Annotated in this window: 22 protein-coding genes; 2 read left to right on the top strand and 20 right to left on the bottom strand. The window is 71.4% G+C overall.

The genetic code is table 11. The features are described from left to right. Positions 1–11 precede the first annotated feature (11 nt). The 6 genes from ACYU96_RS08855 to ACYU96_RS08830 all read right to left on the bottom strand — a co-directional run bounded on the left by ACYU96_RS08855 (position 12) and on the right by ACYU96_RS08830 (position 6143). Positions 12–821, bottom strand: a complete 810-nt coding sequence (locus tag ACYU96_RS08855; protein WP_460751774.1) for a DeoR/GlpR family DNA-binding transcription regulator — start codon at positions 819–821, stop codon at positions 12–14. A 60-nt stretch (positions 822–881) separates the two neighbouring features. Then, entirely contained in the window at positions 882–1853 is a 972-nt protein-coding gene (locus tag ACYU96_RS08850; protein WP_460751771.1) for a substrate-binding domain-containing protein, read from the bottom strand. A gap of 78 nt (positions 1854–1931) precedes the next feature. Next, positions 1932–3023, bottom strand: a complete 1092-nt coding sequence (locus ACYU96_RS08845) for an ABC transporter permease (protein ID WP_460751768.1) — start codon at positions 3021–3023, stop codon at positions 1932–1934. Continuing rightward, entirely contained in the window at positions 3020–4561 is a 1542-nt protein-coding gene (locus ACYU96_RS08840; protein WP_460751765.1) for a sugar ABC transporter ATP-binding protein, read from the bottom strand. Before ACYU96_RS08840 ends, ACYU96_RS08845 begins: the two co-directional genes overlap by 4 nt. Then, the gene (locus tag ACYU96_RS08835; RefSeq protein ID WP_460751762.1) at positions 4558–5205 is read right to left on the bottom strand and encodes a DUF2291 family protein; all 648 of its coding nucleotides are present in this window, start codon (positions 5203–5205) and stop codon (positions 4558–4560) included. Before ACYU96_RS08835 ends, ACYU96_RS08840 begins: the two co-directional genes overlap by 4 nt. A 164-nt stretch (positions 5206–5369) precedes the next feature. Next, the gene (locus ACYU96_RS08830; RefSeq protein WP_460751759.1) at positions 5370–6143 is read right to left on the bottom strand and encodes a triose-phosphate isomerase; all 774 of its coding nucleotides are present in this window, start codon (positions 6141–6143) and stop codon (positions 5370–5372) included. A 92-nt stretch (positions 6144–6235) separates the two neighbouring features. Here ACYU96_RS08830 and ACYU96_RS08825 point away from each other — a divergent pair, with 92 nt between their 5' ends. Continuing rightward, on the top strand, positions 6236–7129 hold the full coding sequence (locus ACYU96_RS08825) for a ribokinase (protein ID WP_460751756.1): 894 nt from the start codon (positions 6236–6238) through the stop codon (positions 7127–7129). Positions 7130–7138: 9 nt separating this feature from the next. Here the strand turns inward: ACYU96_RS08825 and hisD are convergent, their stop codons facing one another. Next, a complete protein-coding gene (gene hisD / locus ACYU96_RS08820; protein WP_460751754.1) occupies positions 7139–8476 on the bottom strand; it encodes a histidinol dehydrogenase in 1338 nt (445 codons plus the stop codon). A 117-nt stretch (positions 8477–8593) separates the two neighbouring features. On the opposite strand from hisD, the gene ACYU96_RS08815 reads away from it, so the two are divergent. Next, positions 8594–8851 (top strand): RNA-binding S4 domain-containing protein, encoded by a 258-nt coding sequence (locus ACYU96_RS08815; RefSeq protein WP_460751751.1) that lies wholly within the window; start codon positions 8594–8596, stop codon positions 8849–8851. Positions 8852–8883: 32 nt separating this feature from the next. Here the strand turns inward: ACYU96_RS08815 and ACYU96_RS08810 are convergent, their stop codons facing one another. From ACYU96_RS08810 to ACYU96_RS08750, 13 genes are all read right to left on the bottom strand, one after another. Further along, positions 8884–9285: a pyridoxamine 5'-phosphate oxidase family protein gene (locus ACYU96_RS08810; protein ID WP_460751748.1), complete on the bottom strand. Its 402-nt coding sequence runs from the start codon at positions 9283–9285 to the stop codon at positions 8884–8886. Continuing rightward, positions 9282–10013, bottom strand: coding sequence for an NUDIX hydrolase (locus tag ACYU96_RS08805; protein WP_460751745.1), 732 nt, complete (start codon positions 10011–10013; stop codon positions 9282–9284). The genes ACYU96_RS08810 and ACYU96_RS08805 overlap by 4 nt, the downstream gene beginning before the upstream one ends. After that, positions 10010–13576: a DNA polymerase III subunit alpha gene (gene dnaE / locus ACYU96_RS08800; protein WP_460751742.1), complete on the bottom strand. Its 3567-nt coding sequence runs from the start codon at positions 13574–13576 to the stop codon at positions 10010–10012. Before dnaE ends, ACYU96_RS08805 begins: the two co-directional genes overlap by 4 nt. Before the next feature lie 88 nt (positions 13577–13664). Continuing rightward, positions 13665–14603: an RluA family pseudouridine synthase gene (locus tag ACYU96_RS08795; RefSeq protein ID WP_460751739.1), complete on the bottom strand. Its 939-nt coding sequence runs from the start codon at positions 14601–14603 to the stop codon at positions 13665–13667. Further along, a complete protein-coding gene (locus ACYU96_RS08790) occupies positions 14603–15190 on the bottom strand; it encodes a signal peptidase II (protein WP_460751736.1) in 588 nt (195 codons plus the stop codon). Before ACYU96_RS08790 ends, ACYU96_RS08795 begins: the two co-directional genes overlap by 1 nt. Positions 15191–15389: 199 nt before the next feature. After that, positions 15390–15761 (bottom strand): hypothetical protein, encoded by a 372-nt coding sequence (locus tag ACYU96_RS08785; protein ID WP_460751734.1) that lies wholly within the window; start codon positions 15759–15761, stop codon positions 15390–15392. A 262-nt stretch (positions 15762–16023) separates the two neighbouring features. Next, the gene (locus tag ACYU96_RS08780) at positions 16024–16485 is read right to left on the bottom strand and encodes a TraR/DksA family transcriptional regulator (RefSeq protein ID WP_460751732.1); all 462 of its coding nucleotides are present in this window, start codon (positions 16483–16485) and stop codon (positions 16024–16026) included. 189 nt (positions 16486–16674) lie between these two features. Continuing rightward, a complete protein-coding gene (locus tag ACYU96_RS08775) occupies positions 16675–17322 on the bottom strand; it encodes a DivIVA domain-containing protein (protein WP_460751729.1) in 648 nt (215 codons plus the stop codon). A gap of 189 nt (positions 17323–17511) precedes the next feature. Beyond that, positions 17512–17811, bottom strand: a complete 300-nt coding sequence (locus ACYU96_RS08770; protein ID WP_460751727.1) for a YggT family protein — start codon at positions 17809–17811, stop codon at positions 17512–17514. Between the two features lie 160 nt (positions 17812–17971). Next, positions 17972–18448, bottom strand: a complete 477-nt coding sequence (locus ACYU96_RS08765; protein WP_460751724.1) for a cell division protein SepF — start codon at positions 18446–18448, stop codon at positions 17972–17974. Between the two features lie 203 nt (positions 18449–18651). Continuing rightward, positions 18652–19473 carry a polyphenol oxidase family protein gene (locus tag ACYU96_RS08760; RefSeq protein ID WP_460751721.1) on the bottom strand — a complete coding sequence of 274 codons (822 nt, stop codon included), beginning with the start codon at positions 19471–19473 and terminating at the stop codon, positions 18652–18654. After that, positions 19470–20801: a cell division protein FtsZ gene (gene ftsZ, locus ACYU96_RS08755; RefSeq protein WP_460751718.1), complete on the bottom strand. Its 1332-nt coding sequence runs from the start codon at positions 20799–20801 to the stop codon at positions 19470–19472. Before ftsZ ends, ACYU96_RS08760 begins: the two co-directional genes overlap by 4 nt. A 224-nt stretch (positions 20802–21025) precedes the next feature. After that, positions 21026–21766, bottom strand: coding sequence for a cell division protein FtsQ/DivIB (locus ACYU96_RS08750; RefSeq protein WP_460751715.1), 741 nt, complete (start codon positions 21764–21766; stop codon positions 21026–21028). Between the last annotated feature and the right edge of the window lie 78 nt (positions 21767–21844).

The following is a 21844-nucleotide window of genomic DNA, read 5'->3' as shown; positions in this document are numbered from 1 at the left end:
GCGGCGTGCGGTCAGGCCACGCGGTAGGGGATGCCGGCGGAGTCCCAGGCCTGCAGGATCTCCGGGTCGGCGTCGCCGTCGGTGATGACGAGGTCGAAGACGTCGAGCGGCACCACCCGGTGCAGGGCGACCTTGCCGAGCTTCGCGCCGTCGATGAGGAGGTAGCGGCGCGTCGCCGCGCCGACGAGCTCGCGCTTCAGCTCGACGATCCGCTCCTCCTGGTGGAAGGCGTCGGTGGCCGACACCGCCGAGGAGGACAGGAACACCGCGTCGGCGCGCATCGCCCTGATCTGCTCCACGCACTGGAGGCCGACGAAGCAGTCGTGGGACGCGTTGTACACACCACCGAGCCCGATGACGGTGAGCTCGCTGCGCGTCGCCAGCTGGCTGAGCATCCGCATGCCCTCCAGGAACATCGTCCCCACGTGCAGCGGCGTCTTGTCCTGCAGGCCGGGGATCATCTGCCGCACGGTGGTGGAGTCGTCGAGCAGGATCGACATGCCCGGCTCGACGAGGTCGAGCGCGGCGTGCGCGATCTTCGTCTTCTCGTCGATCCGGGCCTTCATCCGCTGGGCCAGCCCGGGTTCGAACACGCCTGATGACTGCGCCGTCACACCGCCGTGGAAGCGCCGCACGACGCCCCGGCGCTCCAGCACCTCGAGATCCCGGTGGACCGTCATGGCGCTGACGCCGAACTCGGCGGCGAGCTCCTGGGGCGAGGCGGACCCGAGCGTGGTCACGTGGTCGGCGATCTGCGACTGGCGGACCTCCGCCTTGCTGGTGCGCTTCGGCTTTCCGCCGGGGGCCGCGTGCTCGGTCATCAGGTTCTCCTTCGGGTTCGGCGGGCCGGCCGGGCGGGAACGCCCGGCCGGCCCGGCAGGTCATTCGCTGACGACGAAATCGTCCACGGTGTCCGCATTGTCTGCGGTGATGAGCACGCAGTCGATCGCCTGCTTCTCGTCGGCGACGCCGGTCTCGCCGTTCTCCAGGTAGTCGTGCGCCTGCTCGACGGCGAGCGTGGTGCCCTGCACGATGGGCTGCAGCACGGTCGCGACCATGTCCCCGGCCTCGACCGCCTCGACGGCGTCCGGGTTGCCGTCGAAGCCCAGCACCTTGACCTGGTCGAGCTTCCCGGCGTCCTTGAGGGCCTGGATGGCGCCGAGCGCCATCTCGTCGTTGCCCGAGACCACGCCGACGATGTCGGGGTGCGCCGCGAGCATGACCTCCATCTTCTCCTTGCCCTCCTGGCGGTCCCAGTTGGCGGTCTCCTCCTGCACCAGCTCCAGGTCCGGGTACTGGGAGAGCACGCCCTCGTAGCCGTCGGAGCGCACCTGGGCGTTGTTGTCGGTCGGGTTGCCGAACAGCTCGACGTACTCGCCCTCGCCGCCCACGGCCTCGGCGAACTCCTGCGCGCCCAGGGTCGCGCCCTGCGCGTTGTTGGAGACGATCTGCGAGTGGGCGATGCCCTGCTCGGCGATCTCCGCGTTGACCAGGAAGACCGGGATGCCGGCGTCAGTCGCCTTGCTCACGGCGCCCACGCTCTCGTCCGCACCGGCGGGGTCGAGGATGATGGCGTCGACGCCCTGGCTGATGGCGCCGTCGATGAACTGGTTCTGCTGGTCGGCGTCGTTGTTGTGGGCGTTGACGGTGGTCTCGTACCCGAGCGCCTCCGCCTCGGAGACCGCGGTGTCCACCTCGGCCTTCCAGTACGGGTTCGACGGGTCGACGGTGATGACGGCGATCGTGCCGGGGCCGTCGCCGCCGCCCGACGCCTCGGAGCCGGTGGCACCGCACGCGGTGGTGCCCACCAGGGCCAGCACGGCGAGGCCGCCGGCAAGTGTCTTGCGGATCATGGGATCGTTCCTTTCCTAGAAGTCCCAGGGGACGTCGTTGTCACTCGAGTTCGTCGGATGCTCCGGGCGGAGCGGGAATCAGGCCTTGACCAGCTCCTCGGGCTCCGGACGGGGTGGACCGGCGGCCGCCCTGCGCACGGAGCCGCGCTGCTGGGCCCTCCGCTGGAGCTGGTCGACGGCGACGGCGAGGATGATGACCGCGCCCTTGATGACCTGCTGCCAGAAGACCGAGACGCCGACCAGGACCAGGCCGTCGACCAGGAACCCGATCACGAAGGCACCGATCACGGTGCCGCGGATGGTGCCGCGCCCGCCGGACAGCGCGGCGCCGCCGATGACGACCGCGGCGATCGCGTTCAGCTCGAACAGCTCGCCGCCGCGCGGGGTGGCCGCCGGCAGGTCGGCCGCCAGGAGCAGCCCGACCGTCGCGGCGCAGAAGCCGGACATCACGTAGATCGTGACCTTCACCAGCCGGACCGGAACCCCGGAGAGGTCCGCGGCCCGCTCGTTGCCACCGGTGGCGTACAGCCAGCGGCCGAACGCGGTCCGGTTGAGGATCACGGAGAAGACCAGGGCGAAGACGACCATCATCCACACGGGCATCGGGATGCCGAGCGGGGCGCTGGCGAGCACTTCCAGGAACCCGGTGTTCCCGAGCTCGTCCTCGCCCCGCAGCCGGGTGAAGGTCTCGCCGTTGGTGATGAGCAGCGCGAGGCCGCGGGCGACGTAGAGCATCCCGAGCGTGGCGATGAACGGCGCCACGCTCAGTCTGGAGACCAGCAGGCCGTTGACATAGCCCACCAGGGACCCGACGCCCAGGGAGATGATGATCACCACCCAGACCGGCGGGTAGGCCACCAGGTCGGTGCCCGGCACCGCGGCGCCCTGCAGCAGGTAGCCGGCGATCACGCCGGAGAGCCCGACGCTGGAGCCGACCGAGAGGTCGATGCCCCCGTTGAGGATGACCATCAGCATCCCGATCGCCAGGATCGCGTTCATCGCGACGTGGCGCGTCATGATGATGAGGTTGTCGGGGGCGAGGAAGTTCGGCGACAGCGCCGAGAAGACCACGACGATGATGAGCAGGGCGACGAGCGCCCGCCCCTCGACGAGGACGGTGCTGAGGTTCAGCTTGCGGCCGCCACCGGCCACGGTCTTGGTGATACTCACTGTGTCGCTCCCAGGTGTGCGTCCTCGGGGGTGGCCTCGCCCGAGGCGGCCATGACCGCTTCGCGGTTCGTGCGGGCCGGGTCGAACTCCCGCACGACGCGCCCCTTGTTCAGGACGACGATCCGGTGCGAGGAGGAGAGCGCCTCGGAGATCTCCGAGGTCGCATAGAGTACGGCCAGACCTTTCTCCGCCTCCTTGAAGAGCAGGGAGAAGACCTCGGCCTTGGCGCCGACGTCGATGCCGCGCGTCGGCTCGTCGAGGAGCAGGACCAGCGGGTCGGTCATGAGCGTCTTGCCGATGACCACCTTCTGCTGGTTGCCGCCGCTGAGCGAGGTGATCGGGGCGTCGGTGCCCGCGGTCTTGACCGTGACCTCCTTGACGGCCCAGTCGACGCTCGCGGCCTCCTTGCGACGCCGCAGCAGCAGCCCCCGCACCATCGACCCCAGGCTGGCCAGCGAGAGGTTCTGGCCGACGGACATCAGCTGGACGAGGCCGTCGCGCTGCCGGTCCTCCGGCACCAGGCAGACGCCGCGGGCGATCCTCTCGCGGACCGGCAGCCCGGCCAGGTCGTCGCCGTCGAGCAGGGCGCGGCCGGACGCGATCGGCTGCCGGCCGGCGAGCGCCTCCAGCAGCTCGGTGCGGCCGGCGCCCATCAGCCCGTAGAGGCAGACGATCTCGCCCGCCCGGACCTCCAGGTCCAGCTCCGGGACGGCGATCCGCCCCGAGACCTGGTCGACGACGCGGAGCCGCTCGACCGACAGCATCACGTCCCCGTGCCGGCGCGGCCGCCCGGAGAAGTCGTGCTCGTTCTCGCGGCCCACCATCCGGGAGATCACCCAGGGCAGGTCGATGTCGGCGGCGTCCGCGGTGGCGATCAGGTCGCCGTCGCGGAACACCACGGCCTGGTCGGCGATCTCGATCGCCTCCTCCAGGTGGTGGGAGATGTACACGATCGCGACGCCCTGCGCGGTGAGCTCGCGGATCAGGCGGAACAGCACCTCCACCTCGGAGGCGCTGAGGGCCGACGTCGGCTCGTCCATGATGAGGATCCGCGCCTCGGCGGACAGCGCGCGGGCGATCTCCACGATCTGCTGCTGGCCGAGACGCAGGTCGGCCACCAGCGTCTTCGGGTCGATCGCCTCCTCGAGCCGGGCCATCACGGCGCGCGTGATCTCGCTCTCGGCCGCGTAGTCGAGGCCGCGCGTGGTCCGCAGCTCGCGGCCCATGAAGATGTTGTCCCGGACGCTGAGGTTCGGGCAGAGGTTCAGCTCCTGGTGGATGATCGAGATGCCCAGGTCCTCGGCGTGCGTGGTCGACTCCAGCGTGACCACCCGGCCGTCCAGCTCCAGGCGGCCCGACGTCGGCTGCTCGACGCCGGACATGATCTTCATCAGCGTCGACTTCCCGGCGCCGTTCTCCCCGAAGAGGACGGTCACGGTGCCGCGGCGGACCTCGAAGTTGACGCCCTTGAGGGCGCGGGTGACGCCGTAGGTCTTGGTGATGTCGACGGCCCGCAGCACGACGTCGTCGTCGGTCATGGCGCCACCTCGATCGCGACGGGCTGGATGACGTACGAGTCGGCCGGGCCGCCCGTGCCCCACGCCCCGTAGACGGTGACGTCCTTGCCCTCGAGGGCGCCGGCGTCGACGTCGGCGAGCACGTCCTGCGAGATGGTCGTCCTGAGCTCGTTGGCGACGGCCTGGAACGAGGTCTGGTCGGGGAAGTCGCCGAACTGCATGGTTCCGCTGGCGTCCCGGACCGGGTTGCCGTTGACCGCGGCACCGAGAGCGATCCTGACCTCGTACTTCGGGGCGAGGCCGGGGACGTCCAGCACGGCGAAGCTCTCGTCGGCCTCGGTCACCGTCCCGGTCGCCGTGAGGGGGAACGCGTAGGCCCCGCCACCGAGGTCGACGCCGTGCTCGGCGGCGGCGCCGGGCAGGTCGTCGCTGATCGCCGGAGCGAGCTCGGCGACGTCGGTGGCCTGGTCGGTGAGCAGCTCCACCTGCTCGGGGAACTTCTCCTCGACGAACGCCGTGGCCTCGAAGGGGGGCGGGTTGACGGCCTCGGCCTCCTCGGGAGTCAGCCACCTGGTGCTGAGTCCCATGGCGACGACGAGGACGGCGGCGAGAGCGGCGATGACGACGCCCCGGTATCGGGGGGCGCGCCGCCGGGGGCTGCTCATGAGGTCTCCTCTCGTTCGACCACCCGAGTGGTGGGCGACGCGAGGGGCGCACCATCACTCCGATGTGATGTCGTCAACCCTACGAGAAGACAATCACATTTGGCAACCTCCGATGTGGATTCAATAACATTTCATAGCAGGCTCGCAGGTCAGCCCGCCGCGAATCACCCGCGCCCGGCCACGCCGGAGGCGATCCGCAGCAGCCCAAGGAAGCCCGCCACGTCCCACGCCGCGCGCCCCACGAAGAGCCCGTCGACGTGCGCGTCGGCCAGCAGCCCGGCCGCGTTCGCCCGGTCCACGCTCCCGCCGTACAGCAGCGCGCGGCAGCCGGTACCCGCCCCGAGGCCGCGGACCAGGCCCGCGACCTCGGCCAGCACGGGCGAGACCTCGCCGAGAGCCGCCGCCCTGCCCCCGGTGCCGATCGCCCAGACCGGCTCGTAGGCGAGCAGCACGCGCGGCACCTCGTCGCGCGCGACGTGCGCGAGAGCAGCCCGGACCTGCCCGGCCACGTGCTCGACGGCGCGCCCGGCGTCCCGCACCTCGGCCGTCTCGCCCACACAGACCAGCGGCGTCAGTCCCGCGTCGAGCGCGGCGCGGACCTTCCGCGCGACGGTCCCGTCGGTCTCCCCGAACGCCGCCCGGCGCTCCGAGTGGCCCAGCTCGACGACGACGGCGCCGGCGTCGGCCACCATCCGCATCGAGACCTCCCCGGTCCCGGCACCCTCGGCGGCCCAGTGCGCGTTCTGCGCCCCGAGGAGGACCGGCGACCCGGCCGGCAGGGCGTCCCGCACGGCCGCGAGGCCGGTGTGGGCGGGGAGGACGAACGGCTGCACGCCGTCCGGGACCGCCTCCGGCCGGAGCTCTCGCGCGTAGGCCACCGCCTCGCCGATGGTCTTGGTCATCTTCCAGCTCGTGCCGATCCAGGTCCGGTCACTCATGTCATTTCCTTAACAGTCTCGACGTTCTATCGTGATGATGATGTTATTTTCACACTGCTGAGCCGGTGGCCCGCACCTGGCACACTGCCAGGGTGCACACGGACGTGACCGTTCTCGGCAGCGCGAACCTCGACCTCTTCCTGGCGGTGGAGCGATACCCCGCCGGCGGGGAGACCGTCACCGCCGAGCACCGCGGCGAGGCCGCCGGGGGCAAGGGGCTGAACCAGGCGGTCGCGGCGGCGCGCAGCGGCGCGGCCACCGCGTTCACCGGTGCCGTCGGCCGCGACGCGCACGCCGGCACGCTGCTCGCGACCCTGTCGGGCGAAGGCGTCGACACCACGGCGGTCCGCCGCTCCCCCGCCCCGACGGGCACGGCCACGATCCTCGTCCAGCCCTCCGGGGAGAACACGATCCTCGTGGTGCCAGGCGCCAACGGCGATGCCGTCGTCGGCCCGGACACCCGGGCCGCCATCCGCCGGAGCGCCGTCCTGGTCGTCCAGCTCGAGATCCCCCTGGACACGGTGGCCGACGGTGTCGCGGTGGCGCGCGACGCAGGCACCACGGTGGTCCTCAACGCGGCCCCGGCCGTCCCGCTCGCGCCGGAGGTCCTCGCGGCGGTCGACGTGCTGGTCGTCAACGAGCACGAGGCGACCCTGCTGGGCGGCGACGACCCGCTGCGCGCGGCCGCGCGCCTCTGCCGCGGCGGCCGCCACGTCGTGGTCACCCTCGGCGCGGACGGCGCAGCCGTGGTGGACTCCGCCGGCAGGGTCGAGCGCCACCCCGGGTTCCCCGCCGCCGTCGTCGACACGACCGGCGCCGGCGACACGTTCGTCGGGGTCCTGGCGGCGTCCCTGGCCGGCGGCGGCACGCTCGCCGAGGCCGTCCGCCGCGGGGTCGCGGCCGGCGCGGTCGCGGTGGAGCGGCCGGGCGCCGCGCCGTCGATCCCGACGCGCGACGAGATCGACGCCCGGCTCGACGCGGGCTGAGCCGCCCGCTCAGGCGAAGCGGCCCTGCACCGCCTCGCCGTGCGCCGGGAGGTCCTCGTCGTTCGCGATCGCCGTGATCTGCCCGGACACCTGCTCCAGCGCGTCGCGGGTGTACTCGATCACCTGGACGGGCTTGAGGTACGAGTGCACGCCGAGCGCACTCGCGAACCGCGCGGTGCCGCCGGTGGGCAGCACGTGGTTGGACCCGGCCAGGTAGTCGCCCAGCGAGACGGGCGACCACGGCCCCACGAAGATCGCGCCCGCGTTGTGCACCCGGTCCGCGAGCGCTGACGCGCCGTCGGCCTGGATCTCCAGGTGTTCCGCGCCGTAGGCGTCGACGACGGCGAGCCCGGCGTCGATGTCGTCCACGAGCACGATCGCGGACTGCGGGCCGTCCAGGGCCGTGGCGACGCGCACGCTGTGCTTCGTGGCGCCGGTGAGGTCGGCCAGCCGCGCGGTGACGGCGTCGGCGAGGCCGGTCGAGTCGGTGACCAGGACGGAGGCAGCCATCGGGTCGTGCTCGGCCTGGCTGATGAGGTCCAGGGCGACGTGGCCGGCGTCGGCGGTGCCGTCGGCGAGGACGGCGATCTCGGTGGGGCCGGCCTCCGCGTCGATCCCGACGATGCCGCGCACGAGGCGCTTCGCGGCGGCGACGTAGACGTTGCCGGGGCCGGTGATGACGTCGACGGGTTCGCACAGCGTCTCGCCGTCCTGCGGTGCGGTGCCCGCGGCCCCGTAGGCGAACATGGCCACGGCCTGCGCGCCGCCGACGGCGTACACCTCCTCGACGCCGAGCAGCGCGCACGCGGCCAGGATGGTGGGGTGCGGGAGCCCGCCGTGGTCCTTCTGCGGCGGGGAGGTCAGGGCGATCCCGGGGACTCCGGCGGTCTGCGCCGCGACGACGTTCATGACGACGCTCGACGGGTAGACGGCCAGGCCGCCGGGCACGTAGAGGCCGACGCGCTGCACGGGCACGTACCGCTGCCGGACGACGGCGCCGGGGGCAGGCTCGGTGACGCGCTCGACCGGTACCTGGGCGGCGTGCACCTCGCGGACGCGGCGGATCGACTCGGTGAGGCCGGCACGGATGTCCGGGGCGAGGGCGTCGAGGGCGGCCGCGAGCGCCTGGCGCGGGACGCGCAGGTGCTCGGGGCGGACGCCGTCGAAGCGCTCGGCGATGTCGCGCAGTGCTCCGGCGCCGCCGTCGCGCACCTGATGCAGGAGCGGCTCGGCGGCGCGGACGGCGTCGTCCACGCCCATCTCGGCGCGCGGCAGGGTGGCGAGCAGGTCGCGGCGTGCTGCTGGGGACGTCAGGTCGCGCCCGGTCAGGTCGATGCGCTGGATCACGAAGCCCAGTCTAGTTTCCGCGGGTGCGCGAGGGCGTCCGCGGCCGGCTCCTGGACGGGGCCGGTGCGGTGACGGCGGGGTACGGCGGGGTGCGGCGGGTGCGCGATGATGGGTGGTGTGAAGATCCGTGACCCGCAGCCAGGTGCCCTGCCCGAACCCGCGTCGGTCCCCATCCGGGACGAGTCGATCCGGCTCGGGCAGTTCCTCAAGCTGGCGGACCTCGCCGAGGACGGCGTGCAGGCCCGTGAGCTCGTCACCGCCGGGGACGTCCTGGTGAACGGCCGGACGGAGACTCGCCGGGGCCGTCAGCTCGCCCGCGGGGACCGCGTGACGGTGCGGGGGCCGGGCGGCGAGGCGAGCGCCGTCGTCGGCTGAGGGGCGGCATCCGGGGGGCGGGCGGGACCGTCTCACGCCATGTACGTGCTGGCCATCACCCTGTCCGGGGTCAGGCGCAGGACGATGCGGTCCGGGTTCGCTCCCAGCACCCGGTAGCGCTTCCCGTATCGCTCGACGGCGGCCGCGATCTCGTCCGGGTCCTCACGCACCTCGACGGTGCCCTCCAGGGTGATCCAGCGGCCGCCGTCGACCTGGCAGACCGCGGCCCGCGGGGCCGCGCCCGGCGCGTGGCCCCGCGCGTTGCGCGCCTTGACGGAGCCGCGGCTCGCCGTGATGCGCACGACGCCGGCGTCCGGGTCCCAGGTGAAGGCCACGGGCACCACGTGCGGTGTGCCGTCCGCGCGCAGCGTGGTGAGCGTGGCCAGGTGCCGCTCGGTGACGAAGACGAGCTGCTCGGGGTTGAGGCGGATCACTCGCCGCCTCCTGCCGCGGCGTCGGCCGGCGCGCCCTCGAACCCGTGCGTCATGACGGGCGGCACGACCCGGCCGTCGGCCTCCCGGGCGCGGACCGCTTCGAGGATGACGGCCTCGTGCGGCACGAGCGAGACGGGCAGCTCGTCCAGCGGGACCCACGCCAGGTCCGCGGCCTTCTCCGGCTCCTGGATCTCCGGTGTGCCGTCCCAGCGCAGGGCCTCGAAGAAGAAGTCCACGCGCTGCTCGACGGCGGGCCCGCCGGGCTCGCCGCGGTGCATCACCGTGAGCGGGAGCAGGTCCGTCCGGTCCACCGTCACGCCCAGCTCCTCGGCCGCCTCTCGCACGGCGGCATCCACCACCGACTCGCCCTCCTCGACGTGCCCGGCCGCGGCGAACGCCCAGTAGCCGTCGCGATACCCGGTGTTCTGCCGCAGCTGCAGCAGCACCTCGCCCGGTCCGGGCAGGCCGCCGCGCACGGTGCCGCCGCCGTCCCAGCTGTCCGGCTCCTGGCGGCGCAGCAGCACGTAGGCGGCGGGAACCACGGCGAACCTCTCGTGGTCGCGCTCGTCGTAGCGGTCGCTCGCCCCGGCCGGTGTCTCCGTCGCGGCCTCGGTCGCCCGCTCGGCCACCACCTCGGTCGCCGGCTCGGTCACCGTCTCCTGGGCCATCCTGGTCCCGTCCCCTCGCTTCGTCGTCGGATCGCTCGTGCTCGTCGTCGGGTCGCTCATGACAAGCAGCTCTGCCCGAGCAGGGCCTTGAGGTCGCCGAACAGCGCCGGCGTCTTCTCCACGCGGAGCGAGTCCGCCGCGCGCACCACCGTCCGCTTGCCCGGCTCGTCCACGGCGACGTGCACCTCGGCGGACCCCGGGTGGTCGGCGAGCACCTCTCGCAGGCGCGCCATCACCGGCTCCACCGCACGCGTGTGCGGCACGGTCACCCCGAGCGGGGAGTCCGCGCCCACCGTGACGTCCGGCAGTGCCACCTCCATGGCCTGCAGGGAGACCTGGTCGTCACGCTTGCGCACCTTGCCGCGCAGCACCACCACCTGGTCCTCGGCGAGCACCGTCGAGTAGGCCAGGTAGGTCTCCCCGAAGAACATCACCTCGACCGCACCCTCGAGGTCCTCGAGGGTGACCGCCGCCCACGGGTTACCGTTCTTGCTCATCTTGCGCTGCACCGACGTGAGCAGCCCCGCGACGGTGACCACCGAGTTCTCCGGCCGCTCGCCGTCGCCGATCAGCGACGCCACCGACGTGTCCGACGCCCGGGACAGGACGTGGTCCAGGCCGGACAGCGGGTGGTCCGAGACGTACAGGCCGAGCATCTCCCGCTCGAAGGCGAGCTTCTGCTTCTTCTCCCAGTCGGGCAGTTCGGGGACGTCCACGGCGAAGCTCATCGCGTCGCCCCCGTCCGCGTCGCCCCCGCCCAGGTCCGCGAACAGGTCGAACTGCCCCTCGGCCTCCTTGCGCTTCACGCTGATCACGGAGTCGACCGCCTGCTCGTGCACCACCAGCAGCGAGCGCCGCGTGTGCCCGAGGGAGTCGAACGCGCCCGCCTTGATGAGCGACTCGATGGTCCGCTTGTTGCAGACGACGGCGGGCACCTTGTCCAGGAAGTCGGTGAACGAGGTGTACCTGCCGTGCTCCTCGCGGGCGGCGACGATCGCGTCGACCACGTTCTTGCCCACGTTCCGCACACCGGTGAGACCGAAGCGGATGTCGGTCCCGACGGCGGTGAACTTCACGGCGGAGTCGTTGACGTCGGGCGGGAGCACGGTGATGCCCATGCGGCGGCACTCGTTGAGGTAGAGCGCCATCTTGTCCTTGTTGTCGCCCACCGACTGCAGGAGGGCGGCCATGTACTCGGCCGGGTAGTTCGCCTTGAGGAACGCGGTCCAGTACGCGACGAGGCCGTAGCCGGCGGAGTGCGCCTTGTTGAAGGCGTACCCGGCGAACGGGACCAGGGTGTCCCACACGGCCTTGATCGCGGAGTCGGAGTAGCCCTTCTCCTTGGCGCCCTTCTCGAAGTTGACGTACTCCTTGGCCAGCACCTCGGGCTTCTTCTTGCCCATGGCGCGGCGCAGCAGGTCGGCCTGGCCGAGCGTGTAGCCCGCCATGATCTGGGCGGCGCGCTGCACCTGCTCCTGGTAGACGATCAGGCCGTGCGTCTCGTCGAGGATCTCCGCGAACGGCTCGACGACCTCGGGGTGGATCGCCTCGATCTTCTGCTGGCCGTTCTTGCGCAGCGCGTAGTTGATGTGGGAGTTCATGCCCATCGGGCCCGGCCGGTACAGGGCGATGACGGCGGAGACGTCCTCGAAGTTGTCCGGCCGCATCTGGCGCAGCAGGGAGCGCATCGCCCCGCCGTCGAGCTGGAACACGCCGAGCGTGTTGCCGCTGGCGAGCAGCTCGTAGGTGGCCTTGTCGTCGAGCTCCACGTGCTCGATGTCGACCGGGTCCTTGCCGTTCATCACGATGCTCTCGAGCGCGTCGTCGAGGATCGTGAGGTTGCGCAGGCCCAGGAAGTCCATCTTGATCAGGCCGAGGCCCTCGGACGTCGGGTAGTCGAACTGCGTGATCACCGCGCCGTCCTGGGGGCGCTTCATGATCGGGATGATGTCGATCAGCGGGTCGCTCGACATGATCACGCCGGCCGCGTGCACGCCCCACTGCCGCTTCAGCCCTTCGATGCCGCGCGCGAGCTCGACGACACGCTGCGCCTCGGGGTCCGTGTCGTGCACCTGGCGGAACTCCGACGCCTCGGAGTACCGCTCGTGCTGGGTGTCGAAGATGCCCGACAGCGGGATGTCCTTGCCCATCACGGCGGGGGGCATCGCCTTGGTGAGCTTCTCACCCATGGCGAAGGGGAAGCCGAGCAGCCGGGCCGAGTCCTTCACGGCCTGCTTGGCCTTGATGGTGCCGTAGGTGACGATCATGGCCACGCGGTCGTCACCGTACTTCTCGGTGACGTACTGGATGGCCTCACCGCGACGGCGTTCGTCGAAGTCCACGTCGACATCGGGCATCGACACGCGCTCGGGGTTGAGGAACCGCTCGAAGATCAGGCCGTGCTCGAGCGGGTCGAGCTCGGTGATGCCCATGACGTAGGACACCATCGAGCCCGCCGCGGAGCCACGCCCCGGCCCCACGCGGATGCCCTGCGCCTTGGACCAGTTGATGAAGTCGGCGACCACGAGGAAGTACCCCGGGAAGCCCATCTGGATGATGACCTCGACCTCGTAGTCCGCCTGCTTGCGCACCGCGTCCGAGTAGCCGTTCGGGTACCGGCGCAGCAGCCCGGCCTCGACCTCCTTGACGAACCAGGAGATCTCGTCCTCCCCGTCGGGGACGGGGAAGCGCGGCATGTAGTTGGCCTGGTCGTTGAACGAGACCTCGCACTGCTCGGCGATGAGCAGGGTGTTGTCGCACGCCTCGGGGAACTCCTTGAAGATCTGCCGCATCTCGGCGGCCGACTTCACGTAGTAGCCCGTGCCGCCGAACCGGAACCGGTTCGGGTCGTCCAGGGTGGACCCGGAGTTGATCGCGAGCAGCGCCTCCTGGCTGGTCGCGTCCTCCTCGCGCACGTAGTGCAGGTCGTTGGTGGCCACCAGCGGCGCACCGATCGTCTTGCTCAGCTCGATGAGCTGCTTGGTCACCCGGGTCTCGATGTCGAGCCCGTGGTCCATCAGCTCGACGAAGTAGTTCTCCTTGCCGAAGATCTCCTGCAGCTCGCCCGCCTGCCGCACCGCCTCGTCCCACTGACCGAGGCGCAACCGCACCTGGATCTCGCTCGACGGGCAGCCGGTCGTCGCGATGAGCCCCTCGGAGTAGCGTTCCAGCAGGTCCCGGTCCATCCGGGGCCACTTGCCCATCTGGCCCTCCAGGGAGGCCAGGGACGACGCCCGGAACAGGTTGTGCATGCCGGTGTTGTTCTTGCTCAGCAGCGTCATGTGGGTGTACGCACCGCGTGCCGAGACGTCGTCGGACTCCTGGCCGGCCTCGCCGTACCGCACCCGCGTCTGGTCGAACCGGCTGGTGCCGGGCGTGACGTACGCTTCCACGCCGATGATCGGCTTGATGCCCGCCTTCTGGGCCTGCGCCCAGAACTCGTGCGCCCCGAACAGGTACCCGTGGTCGGTGGTCGCGATGGCCTTCTGGCCCTGCCGACCGACCTCGTCCATGAGGTCACCGATCCGCGCCGCACCGTCCAGCATCGAGAACTCGGTATGGACGTGCAGGTGGACGAAGTCGTCGCTCTTCTCGGTCGCCGGAGGGGCTGTCGCGGTGGGCATGGGCCGATCCTATGCGGGCACTCCGACACTCGATGCGCGCACGCGCCGACGCCCCGATCACACCGCCAGGAGCAGCGAGATCACCGGATCAGCGATACTCTCCGCCGATCACGTCCAAGGCCGCCACGAGGTCCTGCGGGTACTCGGAGGCGACCTCCAGCCACGTGCCCGTCCCGGGGTGCTCGAAGCCGAGGCGCACCGCGTGCAGCCACTGCCGCGCGATGCCCGCCCTCGTCGCCAGCACCGGGTCCGCGCCGTAGGTCAGGTCCCCGACGAGCGGGTGCCGCAGCGCGGCGAGGTGCACGCGGATCTGATGGGTCCGCCCCGTCTCCAGGTGCACCTCGACCAGCGACGCGGCCGGGAGCATCTCGAGCGTCTCGTAGTGCGTCACCGACGGCTTTCCCCCGGCGGTCACCGCGAACTTCCAGTCCGCGCTCGGGTGCCGCCCGATGGGCGCGTCGATGGTGCCCGACGTCGGGTCCGGGTGCCCCTGCGCGAGCGCGTGGTAGACCTTCTCCACGGTGCGCTCCTTGAACGCCCGCTTCAGCGCCGTGTACGCCACCTCCGACTTCGCGACGACCATCAGGCCGGACGTCCCGACATCGAGCCGGTGCACGATCCCCTGCCGCTCCGGCGCCCCCGAGGTGGAGATCCGGTAGCCCGCCGCGGCCAGTGCCCCGACCACGGTCGGGCCCGTCCATCCGGGCGAGGGGTGGGCCGCCACCCCGACCGGCTTGTCGATCACCACGACGTCGTCGTCGTCGTGCACGATGCCCATGCCCTCCACGGGCTCCGGTTCCACGGCGGCGCCGCCGGCGTCCCCGCGCTCGTCGGGCACGTCGACCTCGAGGCTCGAACCGCCCGGCACCCGGTCGGACTTGCCGGCCTCGCGTCCGTCCAGCCGGACCGCGCCCGACGCGGCGAGCTCGGCCGCGCGCGTGCGGGAGAGCCCGAGCATCCGCGCGAGCGCGGCGTCGACCCGTTCCCCGGCGAGCCCGTCCGGGACGGGCAGCGTACGCAGCGCCATCAGGCGGACGGCGTCCCGTCGCGCGTGTCGCTCTCCCGCCGGCCGTCGACGCCGATCCCCAGGAGGGACAGGACCGCGATCCACACGGCCGCGACCACGATCGCGATGTCCGCGACGTTGCCCACGAAGAATCCCGCGTAGTCGATGAAGTCGACGACGTGCCCGCGGGCGAAGCCCGGGTCCCGTACCAGTCGGTCCACGAGGTTGCCGACGGCGCCGCCGAGCAGCAGCCCGAGCGACACGGCCCAGCCCCGGGAGCCGATCCGGCGCATCAGCCGCAGGATCGCGATCACGACGACCACCACGATGATCGTGAGGACCCAGGTCATCCCCGTGGCGATGGACAGCGCGGCGCCCGGGTTATAGACGAGGCGCAGCTGGAGGAGCTCGCCGATCACCTGGACCGGTTCCCCGCCCTCGGTGAGCGAGGACTCCGCCCACCACTTGGTGAGCTGGTCCGCGACGAGGACGACGGCCGCGAGCACGCCGGTCCAGGCGACCAGCGCACGGCTGCCCGACGGCGGGGGTGTGACCGGGGTATCCGTCTCGCCGCCGGCCGCGGCGGAGGATTCTGCGGGAGTAGACATCAGGCAAAGTCTCCCATGCTGCGGGCGGTCGCCGGGCCCGCGCTCGAGAACGGAGAAGAACGGCGCACAGAAGAAGGTGAGGCTCTTTCCCGGAGTTCCGGGAAAGAGCCTCACCTGGTGCAGCCCCGCGCGCTCATCTCATGCGGCCGGGAGGAACGCGCCGCCGACGCGCGGGCGCCTGCCGGGGGGACCTACTCGGTCAGGAGACGGCGGTGCCGTTGCACGCCGCGTACTCCGTCGCGTTGCCCGTGCTGAACAGGTTGAGCGGGCCGTCCCAGTGCCACGGCGCGACGCAGACGTTGTTGAGGGCGTTGATCGAGCCGTCCCCGCCCATCTCGGCCTGCTCGCCGTTGCAGGCGACGTAGCTGGTCACGTTCCCGGTGTTGCTGGCGTTGCCCGGGCCCTCCCAGTACCACGGCGCGACACAGACGTTGTTCAGGACGTTGAGGCTGCCGTCGCCCTCGGCGGCGTCGACCGCCGCGCTCGCGCTCGTCGCGGCGGCACCCATCAGACCGGCCGCCATGACCACGGCCGCCGCTGCGCGTCCAGCCGTACGGAATCCTCGCTTCATTGTGTCTCCTCGATAGCGTCGTATGAACAGCGGTGAATCACGCGGACGAATGACATCCGTGTGATTCACCGCGATGAGCATCCGACGAGAAATACACCGTGTCAATCGGAACGACACAGGCGACATCGGAAAGGTATACGTCATTCCGGAAAACACTCCCCAGACAATGCGCCAACAACACCCGCAACTCCGACATCACCGCATCGATATCCGGGCACATTCTCCCCGATGTCCGCCGCAGGAAAACCGCACTCGCGATCTCCTACCGGCGTTCTTCGCGCGCCTTTGCCTCGACCGACAGCGTGGCCCGCGGGAACGCCTGGAGACGCGCCTTGCCGATGGGCAGGCCGGTGACCTCGCACTCCCCGTACGTGCCCGCGGCGATTCGGTCGATGGCGTGCGCCGTCTGCTCCAGCAGGTCCCGCATGTTGTTCACGAGCGTCAGCTCCTGCTCACGCTCGAGCGCGCTGGAACCGTAGTCCGCCTGGTCGTCGCCCGCGCCGTCGCCGGAGTTCCGCAGGAGGTCGCTGAGCTCGGCGTCCGCCGCCCGCAGCTCCCGCTCCAGCCGCTCCTTGTCGTCCAGCAGGAGAGCGGCGAGCTCCTCGACCTCGCGCAGCGTCCACGGGTCCTCACCCTCCCGTACCGGGAACTTCTTCACGTCTTTGGCAAGGTTCGGAAACGACTGCTTCAGCGCGGTGCGCGTAGTCGTCGAAAGCTTGGTCATGGGATCCCCTTCACGGCCGCCCCGAGTCAAGTCCGAGAAGCGTAAGCACAAGAAGCGGCCCGCACAACGGGACTCGCCGGACGATCGGCGAAATCACGCTGCACGGGCCGCTCTGGGTGCCGCCACGCGCCGGTGGCATTGAGGTCGATCTCCGGGGCCGGCGCTCGGCTCCTGACGACCGCTCAGGCGTCAGATTCCCTGTGCCATCTCCGCGGGACGACCCTGCTGCTGGCTGCCGCGCCCCTGCGGGACCGCGGAGCCGCGGGCGTCGAGGTCACCCAGCAGGTTCTGCAGGAAGCTCTTGAGCCGCGTGCGGTAGTCCCGCTCGAAGAGGCGGAGCTCGTCGATCTTGCGCTCCAGGAGCGAGCGCTCCTGCTCGAGCTGCGACAGGGTGCGGTGGCTCGTCTCCTCGGCGTCGCGCACGATGCGGGCACCCTCGGCCTTCGCCTCCGAGATGAGACGGTCGCCCTCGTCCTGGCCGGAGCGCACGTAGTCGTCGTGCAGCTTCTGCGCCAGCTGGAGCATCCCCGTGGCGTTCTCGGGCTCGGGCGCACCCTGCGGGCCGCCCATCGGCGGCGCGACCGGGGCCGGCGCCGCGGGCTGGACCGGGGCGGCGGGCTGGCGCTGCGCGGCACCCTCGCCACGGGAGAGCTCGGCGATCCGCCGCTCGGCCGCCGCCAGCTTGGAGTGCAGCCCCTCGTTCTCCTCCTGGACGGACGTGAGGGTGCGCACGACCTCGTCGAGGAAGTCGTCAACTTCCTCGACGTCATACCCTTCACGGAATTTTGTTGCAGAGAACTTCTTGTTGAGGATGTCCTCAGCTGTCAGCAGTGCCATGCATGTCACCTCAATGCCTTGAAGCCGGAATTGCTGGGCAGATACGTGCCGCGCTCACCAGCGGTGGAAGCTTCGGCGTATCCGCCAGGTTCCCACGTTAGCGGATTGTTACCTGGGTTGGACACCAGGACCCGGCCCGATCACGAATTCATCACATGCCTGCCCCCGCGCCCATGACCCAGGTCACAGTCAGGCAGTGGCCAATGCGAGACTCCCGACGATCGATCTGGCAATAACCACCAGAAAAAAGAGCGCCATGAAAGCAAGGTCCAGCTGGATCGAGCCGAGCCGCAGGGGCGGGATGATCCGTCGCAGCACACGCAGCGGCGGGTCGGTCACGCTGTAGATCGCCTCGGCGATCACGAGCACGAAGCCCGAGGGCCGCCAGTCGCGGGCGAAGTACTGCACCCAGTCGAAGATCAGGCGCCCGATGAGCAGCAGCAGGTATATGTACAACGCGAAACTGATGATTCCCCAGAACAGAGCCACGGGACCAACCTACGCGACGCGGCGCGGGACGCGGTAACGGTGGGCGCGAAGCCGGTCCGCGCGGCGCCGGCGGAGCACGGCGGGCACAGTGAGGCCCCGCACACCTGTGGTCAGGTGCGCGGGGCCGTGCTCACCTGGCGGGTGGCCGGGGCCCGCCAGGTCAGCTCTGGTTGTAGAACCCGCCCTTGCCCGTGGTGGGGGGCTGCTCTGCCACCTGCTCCTCGCCCGCGATCTCCACGTGCTCCGGCGAGAGCAGGAAGACCTTGTTGGTCACGCGGTCGATCGAGCCGTGCAGCCCGAAGATGAGGCCGGCGGAGAAGTCGACCAGGCGCTTGGCGTCCGCGTCGTCCATGTCGGTGAGGTTCATGATCACCGGCGTTCCCGAGCGGAACGCCTCGCCGATCATCCGCGCGTCGTTGTACGAGCGCGGGTGCACCGTGGTGATCCGGCGCAGCTCGGACGTGGACAGCGGGACGTCGCCGGGGGCGCCGTCAGGGTGCAGCGGCGTGACCTGGGCGTGTCGGTGGTCCTGCACGGTCTCCTCCACGTCCTCGTACTCGTCGTAGTACGCGTCCCGCTCGCCCTGCTCGTCGGCGAGGCCCAGATACAGCATGGTCTTTCGAAGCGCTCCGGCCATCGCACTCTCCGTTCGTCGCCCTCTTGCGAGTCCTTCTCGTCGCCTTCTGGTCTGCTCTGCCTGTCGCCGCGCGGATCTGTGCGGCTTGACAAAAGTAGCCTGGCGCGATCCGACACCGAAGTGCGACACGCCGTGCCGTGACCAACTTTGCCAAAGTTGTTCAGCAGATGCTCGCTGAAATAACACGGCTGTACCTCGGCAGGTCAGGCCAGCGCGACGACGCCCGCCTGACGGCCGGTGGTCGCGCCCCGGGCGGTGGCACGACGGTGGGAGAACATCGCCTCGTCCTCGAGGGTGCAGCGCTGCACCCGGGTCACGGCGACGCCGGCGCCGGAGAGCTGCCCGGCGACCGCCGTCGGCAGGTCCAGCGCGGGGGTCCCCCATGAGGTCTCGGCATAGGCGCCGGGGACGGCAGACACGACGTCGTCGCGCATCCCCGCGGGCACCTCGTAGCAGCGTCCGCACACCGCGGGGCCCACCGCGGCGCGCATCCTGGCCGGTCGTGCGCCGCGCTCGGCCATGGACTCGAGGGCGCGCAGCACGACGCCGGCGACGGTCCCCCGGCGCCCGGCGTGCGCGACGCCGACCACCCGGGCCACAGGATCGGCGAGCAGCACGGGCACGCAGTCCGCGACGAGGACGCCGAGACCCAGGCCGTGCTCGCCCGTCACGAGCGCGTCGCCGTCGCCCGCGGTGTCCGGGGCGGGCTCGGCGTACCACCGCTCGCGCTCGGGGGCGCCGAGGGGGATCACCCGGTCGGAGTGCACCTGCGTGGCGAACGCCACGGGGACCCCGTCCAGCACCCCCGCGAGCCGTGTGCGGTTCGCGAGGACGCGCGCGGCGTCGTCGGAGACGTTGAGGCCGAGGTTCAGGCCGGGGCCCGACGGCCCCGCCCACGGCGCCGGGGAGACACCCCCGGACGCGGTGGTGAAGAACGCCGCCACCCCCTCGCCGAGGTCGACCGGGATCGTGTCGATGCCCGCGTCCGCCGGGACGGACGCGGTCGGCGAGGTCGTGCCGGTCACTTGAGGAAGTCGGGCACGTCGAGCTCCTCGGCGGCGCGGCGCGGGGTCTCGTCGAAGATCGGCGGGACCTCCACGCGGTGGCCGTTCCCGTCGCCCTGCCGGTCGAACGCCGGCGAGACCACCACGGCGGGGTCGTCGAAGCTCTCGGGCACGTCGTCGCCGCCGTCGTCGGAGACGACGTGGGGCAGCGTGGCCACCCCCGCGGCCGGCGGGATCGCCACCGGGCGGTTGTCGCCCGGGGGCGCCGGCACGGGCTCCGGCGCCCGTCGCGCCGCGTCCGACGGCACGGTCGGCACCTGCGCGGTGGTCGGAGCCTGGCCGGTCGACGCGCGCCCGCCCGTCACCGTGCCGAGCGCGCCCGAGTCCTTGCGCTGCTGCGGGACGCCGCCGTCGAACCCGGCGGCGATGACGGTGACCCGCACCTCGTCGCCCAGGGCGTCGTCGATGACCGTGCCGAAGATGATGTTCGCCTCCGGGTGCGCGGCCTCCTGCACCAGGCGAGCGGCCTCGTGCACCTCGAAGAGCCCCAGGTCGCTGCCGCCCTGGATCGAGAGCAGCACGCCGTGGGCGCCGTCGATCGACGCCTCCAGCAGCGGCGAGGAGATCGCCAGCTCGGCGGCCTGGACCGCGCGGTCCTCGCCGCGGGCCGAGCCGATGCCCATCAGCGCGGAACCGGCGCCCTGCATCACGGACTTCACGTCGGCGAAGTCGAGGTTGATCAGGCCGGGCGTGGTGATGAGGTCGGTGATGCCCTGGACACCGGAGTGCAGCACCTGGTCAGCAGAGTGGAACGCGGAGATCGCGGACACGTTGCGGTCCGACATCGACAGCAGGCGGTCGTTCGGGATGACGATCAGCGTGTCGACCTCGTCCCGCAGGTTCTCGATGCCCTGGTCGGCCTGGACGGCGCGGCGACGGCCCTCGAAGGTGAACGGGCGTGTCACGACTCCGACGGTCAGGGCGCCGAGCGCCCGCGCGATGCGCGCCACCACCGGGGCGCCGCCGGTACCGGTGCCGCCTCCCTCGCCCGCGGTGACGAAGACCATGTCCGCGCCGCGCAGCACGTCCTCGATCTCCTCGGCGTGGTCCTCGGCGGCCTTCTTGCCGACCTCGGGGTCGGCGCCGGCACCAAGACCTCGGGTGAGCTCGCGGCCGACGTCGAGCTTGACGTCGGCATCGGACATCAGGAGCGCCTGCGCGTCGGTGTTGATCGCGATGAACTCGACGCCCTTGAGGCCGACCTCGATCATGCGGTTGACGGCGTTCACACCACCGCCCCCGATGCCGACCACCTTGATCACTGCCAGGTAGTTCTGCGGAGTTGCCACGTCGTCGCCTTTCGATCCGGGTCCTTGCGACCTCGCCCCCTGTCGCCCGAGGTAAGTCTCAGGTTAAGGTAGAGGGTTAGTGTTATGTCACGTTGCTGCTGACTCCGACGGTAAGTGCGTACCACGACGGGTCCAAGAACATCGTCGCGCGTGTCGCGCCGTGACGCACGCTCGAATCACACCGATGTGATTCCGCCGGCGACGACGGCTCCCGGCACGGAGGCTCAGCGGGTGACCGGGAGGTCCGGGGACGAGACGTCGATGGTCGTCGCGCCGGGTTCCGCCGAGCGCAGCGTCGTGACCACGCGCGCCTTGAGCGCCATGCGGTCACCGCTCCCCCAGATCACGACGGTCCCGTCGCCCAGCACGGTACGGACGTCGTCCTGCGTGCCCGCGGTGACCGAGGTGACGTTGCCGGCGAGGCCGTCGGGCAGCGCGGCCATCACGTCCAGGGCGGCGAAGAGCGCGGCACGCGAGGCGTCGTCGTCGGGCAGCGGCACCTCGACGACCGGGACGTCGTCCACCGACCCGGTGGTCCCGACGCGCACCGCGTCCTCGTCGAGCAGCACGAACCGGCCGCCGTCGGGGACCGCGACGACCGGTTCGCGCGAGGTGAGCGTGACCGACAGCCCGCGCGGCCAGTCGCGCATGATCCGCACGTCCTTGACGCCGTCGAGCTCCAGCACCCGTTCCCGCAGCGCGACCGTGTCGAGGCGCGGCAACGGCACGGCGCGCTCCGGGCGGACCTCGTCCCGCACCTCGCCGACGTCGACCGTGGTGCCCTCGCCCGTGACCGTGACGAGGTCGAGGTCGAGCGCGAGCAGCGGCGAGAAGAACGCCAGCCAGCCGAGCGCCACGGCGACCGCCGCGCCGGCTGTCGCCCAGAGGAGCCGCCGCACGACGCGGTAGCGCGCCATGGCCCGGCGCTCCGCGTCGCGCTCGGCGATCCGGTCCACCACGCTCACCGGGCCGTCCGGGGCGTCCCCGCGACCCACGGAAGGCCCGGCGGCGGCAGGCTCGTGTCCCCGCCTCGCCGGCGCCGA

The organism is Myceligenerans cantabricum, assembly GCF_054777735.1.
This window is presented reverse-complemented; position numbering and strand designations above follow the sequence as displayed.

What these genes read in the sequence shown, in the direction of transcription:
- ACYU96_RS08780 (WP_460751732.1), bottom strand. Translation starts at nt 16,485, where the DNA reads ATGACCAAGCTTTCGACGACTACGCGCACCGCGCTGAAGCAGTCGTTT.
- ACYU96_RS08850 (WP_460751771.1), bottom strand. Translation starts at nt 1,853, where the DNA reads ATGATCCGCAAGACACTTGCCGGCGGCCTCGCCGTGCTGGCCCTGGTG.
- ACYU96_RS08840 (WP_460751765.1), bottom strand. Translation starts at nt 4,561, where the DNA reads ATGACCGACGACGACGTCGTGCTGCGGGCCGTCGACATCACCAAGACC.
- dnaE (WP_460751742.1), bottom strand. Translation starts at nt 13,576, where the DNA reads ATGCCCACCGCGACAGCCCCTCCGGCGACCGAGAAGAGCGACGACTTC.
- ACYU96_RS08775 (WP_460751729.1), bottom strand. Translation starts at nt 17,322, where the DNA reads ATGGCACTGCTGACAGCTGAGGACATCCTCAACAAGAAGTTCTCTGCA.
- ACYU96_RS08790 (WP_460751736.1), bottom strand. Translation starts at nt 15,190, where the DNA reads ATGTCTACTCCCGCAGAATCCTCCGCCGCGGCCGGCGGCGAGACGGAT.
- ACYU96_RS08785 (WP_460751734.1), bottom strand. Translation starts at nt 15,761, where the DNA reads ATGAAGCGAGGATTCCGTACGGCTGGACGCGCAGCGGCGGCCGTGGTC.
- ACYU96_RS08835 (WP_460751762.1), bottom strand. Translation starts at nt 5,205, where the DNA reads ATGAGCAGCCCCCGGCGGCGCGCCCCCCGATACCGGGGCGTCGTCATC.
- ACYU96_RS08855 (WP_460751774.1), bottom strand. Translation starts at nt 821, where the DNA reads ATGACCGAGCACGCGGCCCCCGGCGGAAAGCCGAAGCGCACCAGCAAG.
- ACYU96_RS08795 (WP_460751739.1), bottom strand. Translation starts at nt 14,603, where the DNA reads ATGGCGCTGCGTACGCTGCCCGTCCCGGACGGGCTCGCCGGGGAACGG.
- ACYU96_RS08765 (WP_460751724.1), bottom strand. Translation starts at nt 18,448, where the DNA reads ATGGCCGGAGCGCTTCGAAAGACCATGCTGTATCTGGGCCTCGCCGAC.
- ACYU96_RS08805 (WP_460751745.1), bottom strand. Translation starts at nt 10,013, where the DNA reads ATGAGCGACCCGACGACGAGCACGAGCGATCCGACGACGAAGCGAGGG.
- ACYU96_RS08830 (WP_460751759.1), bottom strand. Translation starts at nt 6,143, where the DNA reads ATGAGTGACCGGACCTGGATCGGCACGAGCTGGAAGATGACCAAGACC.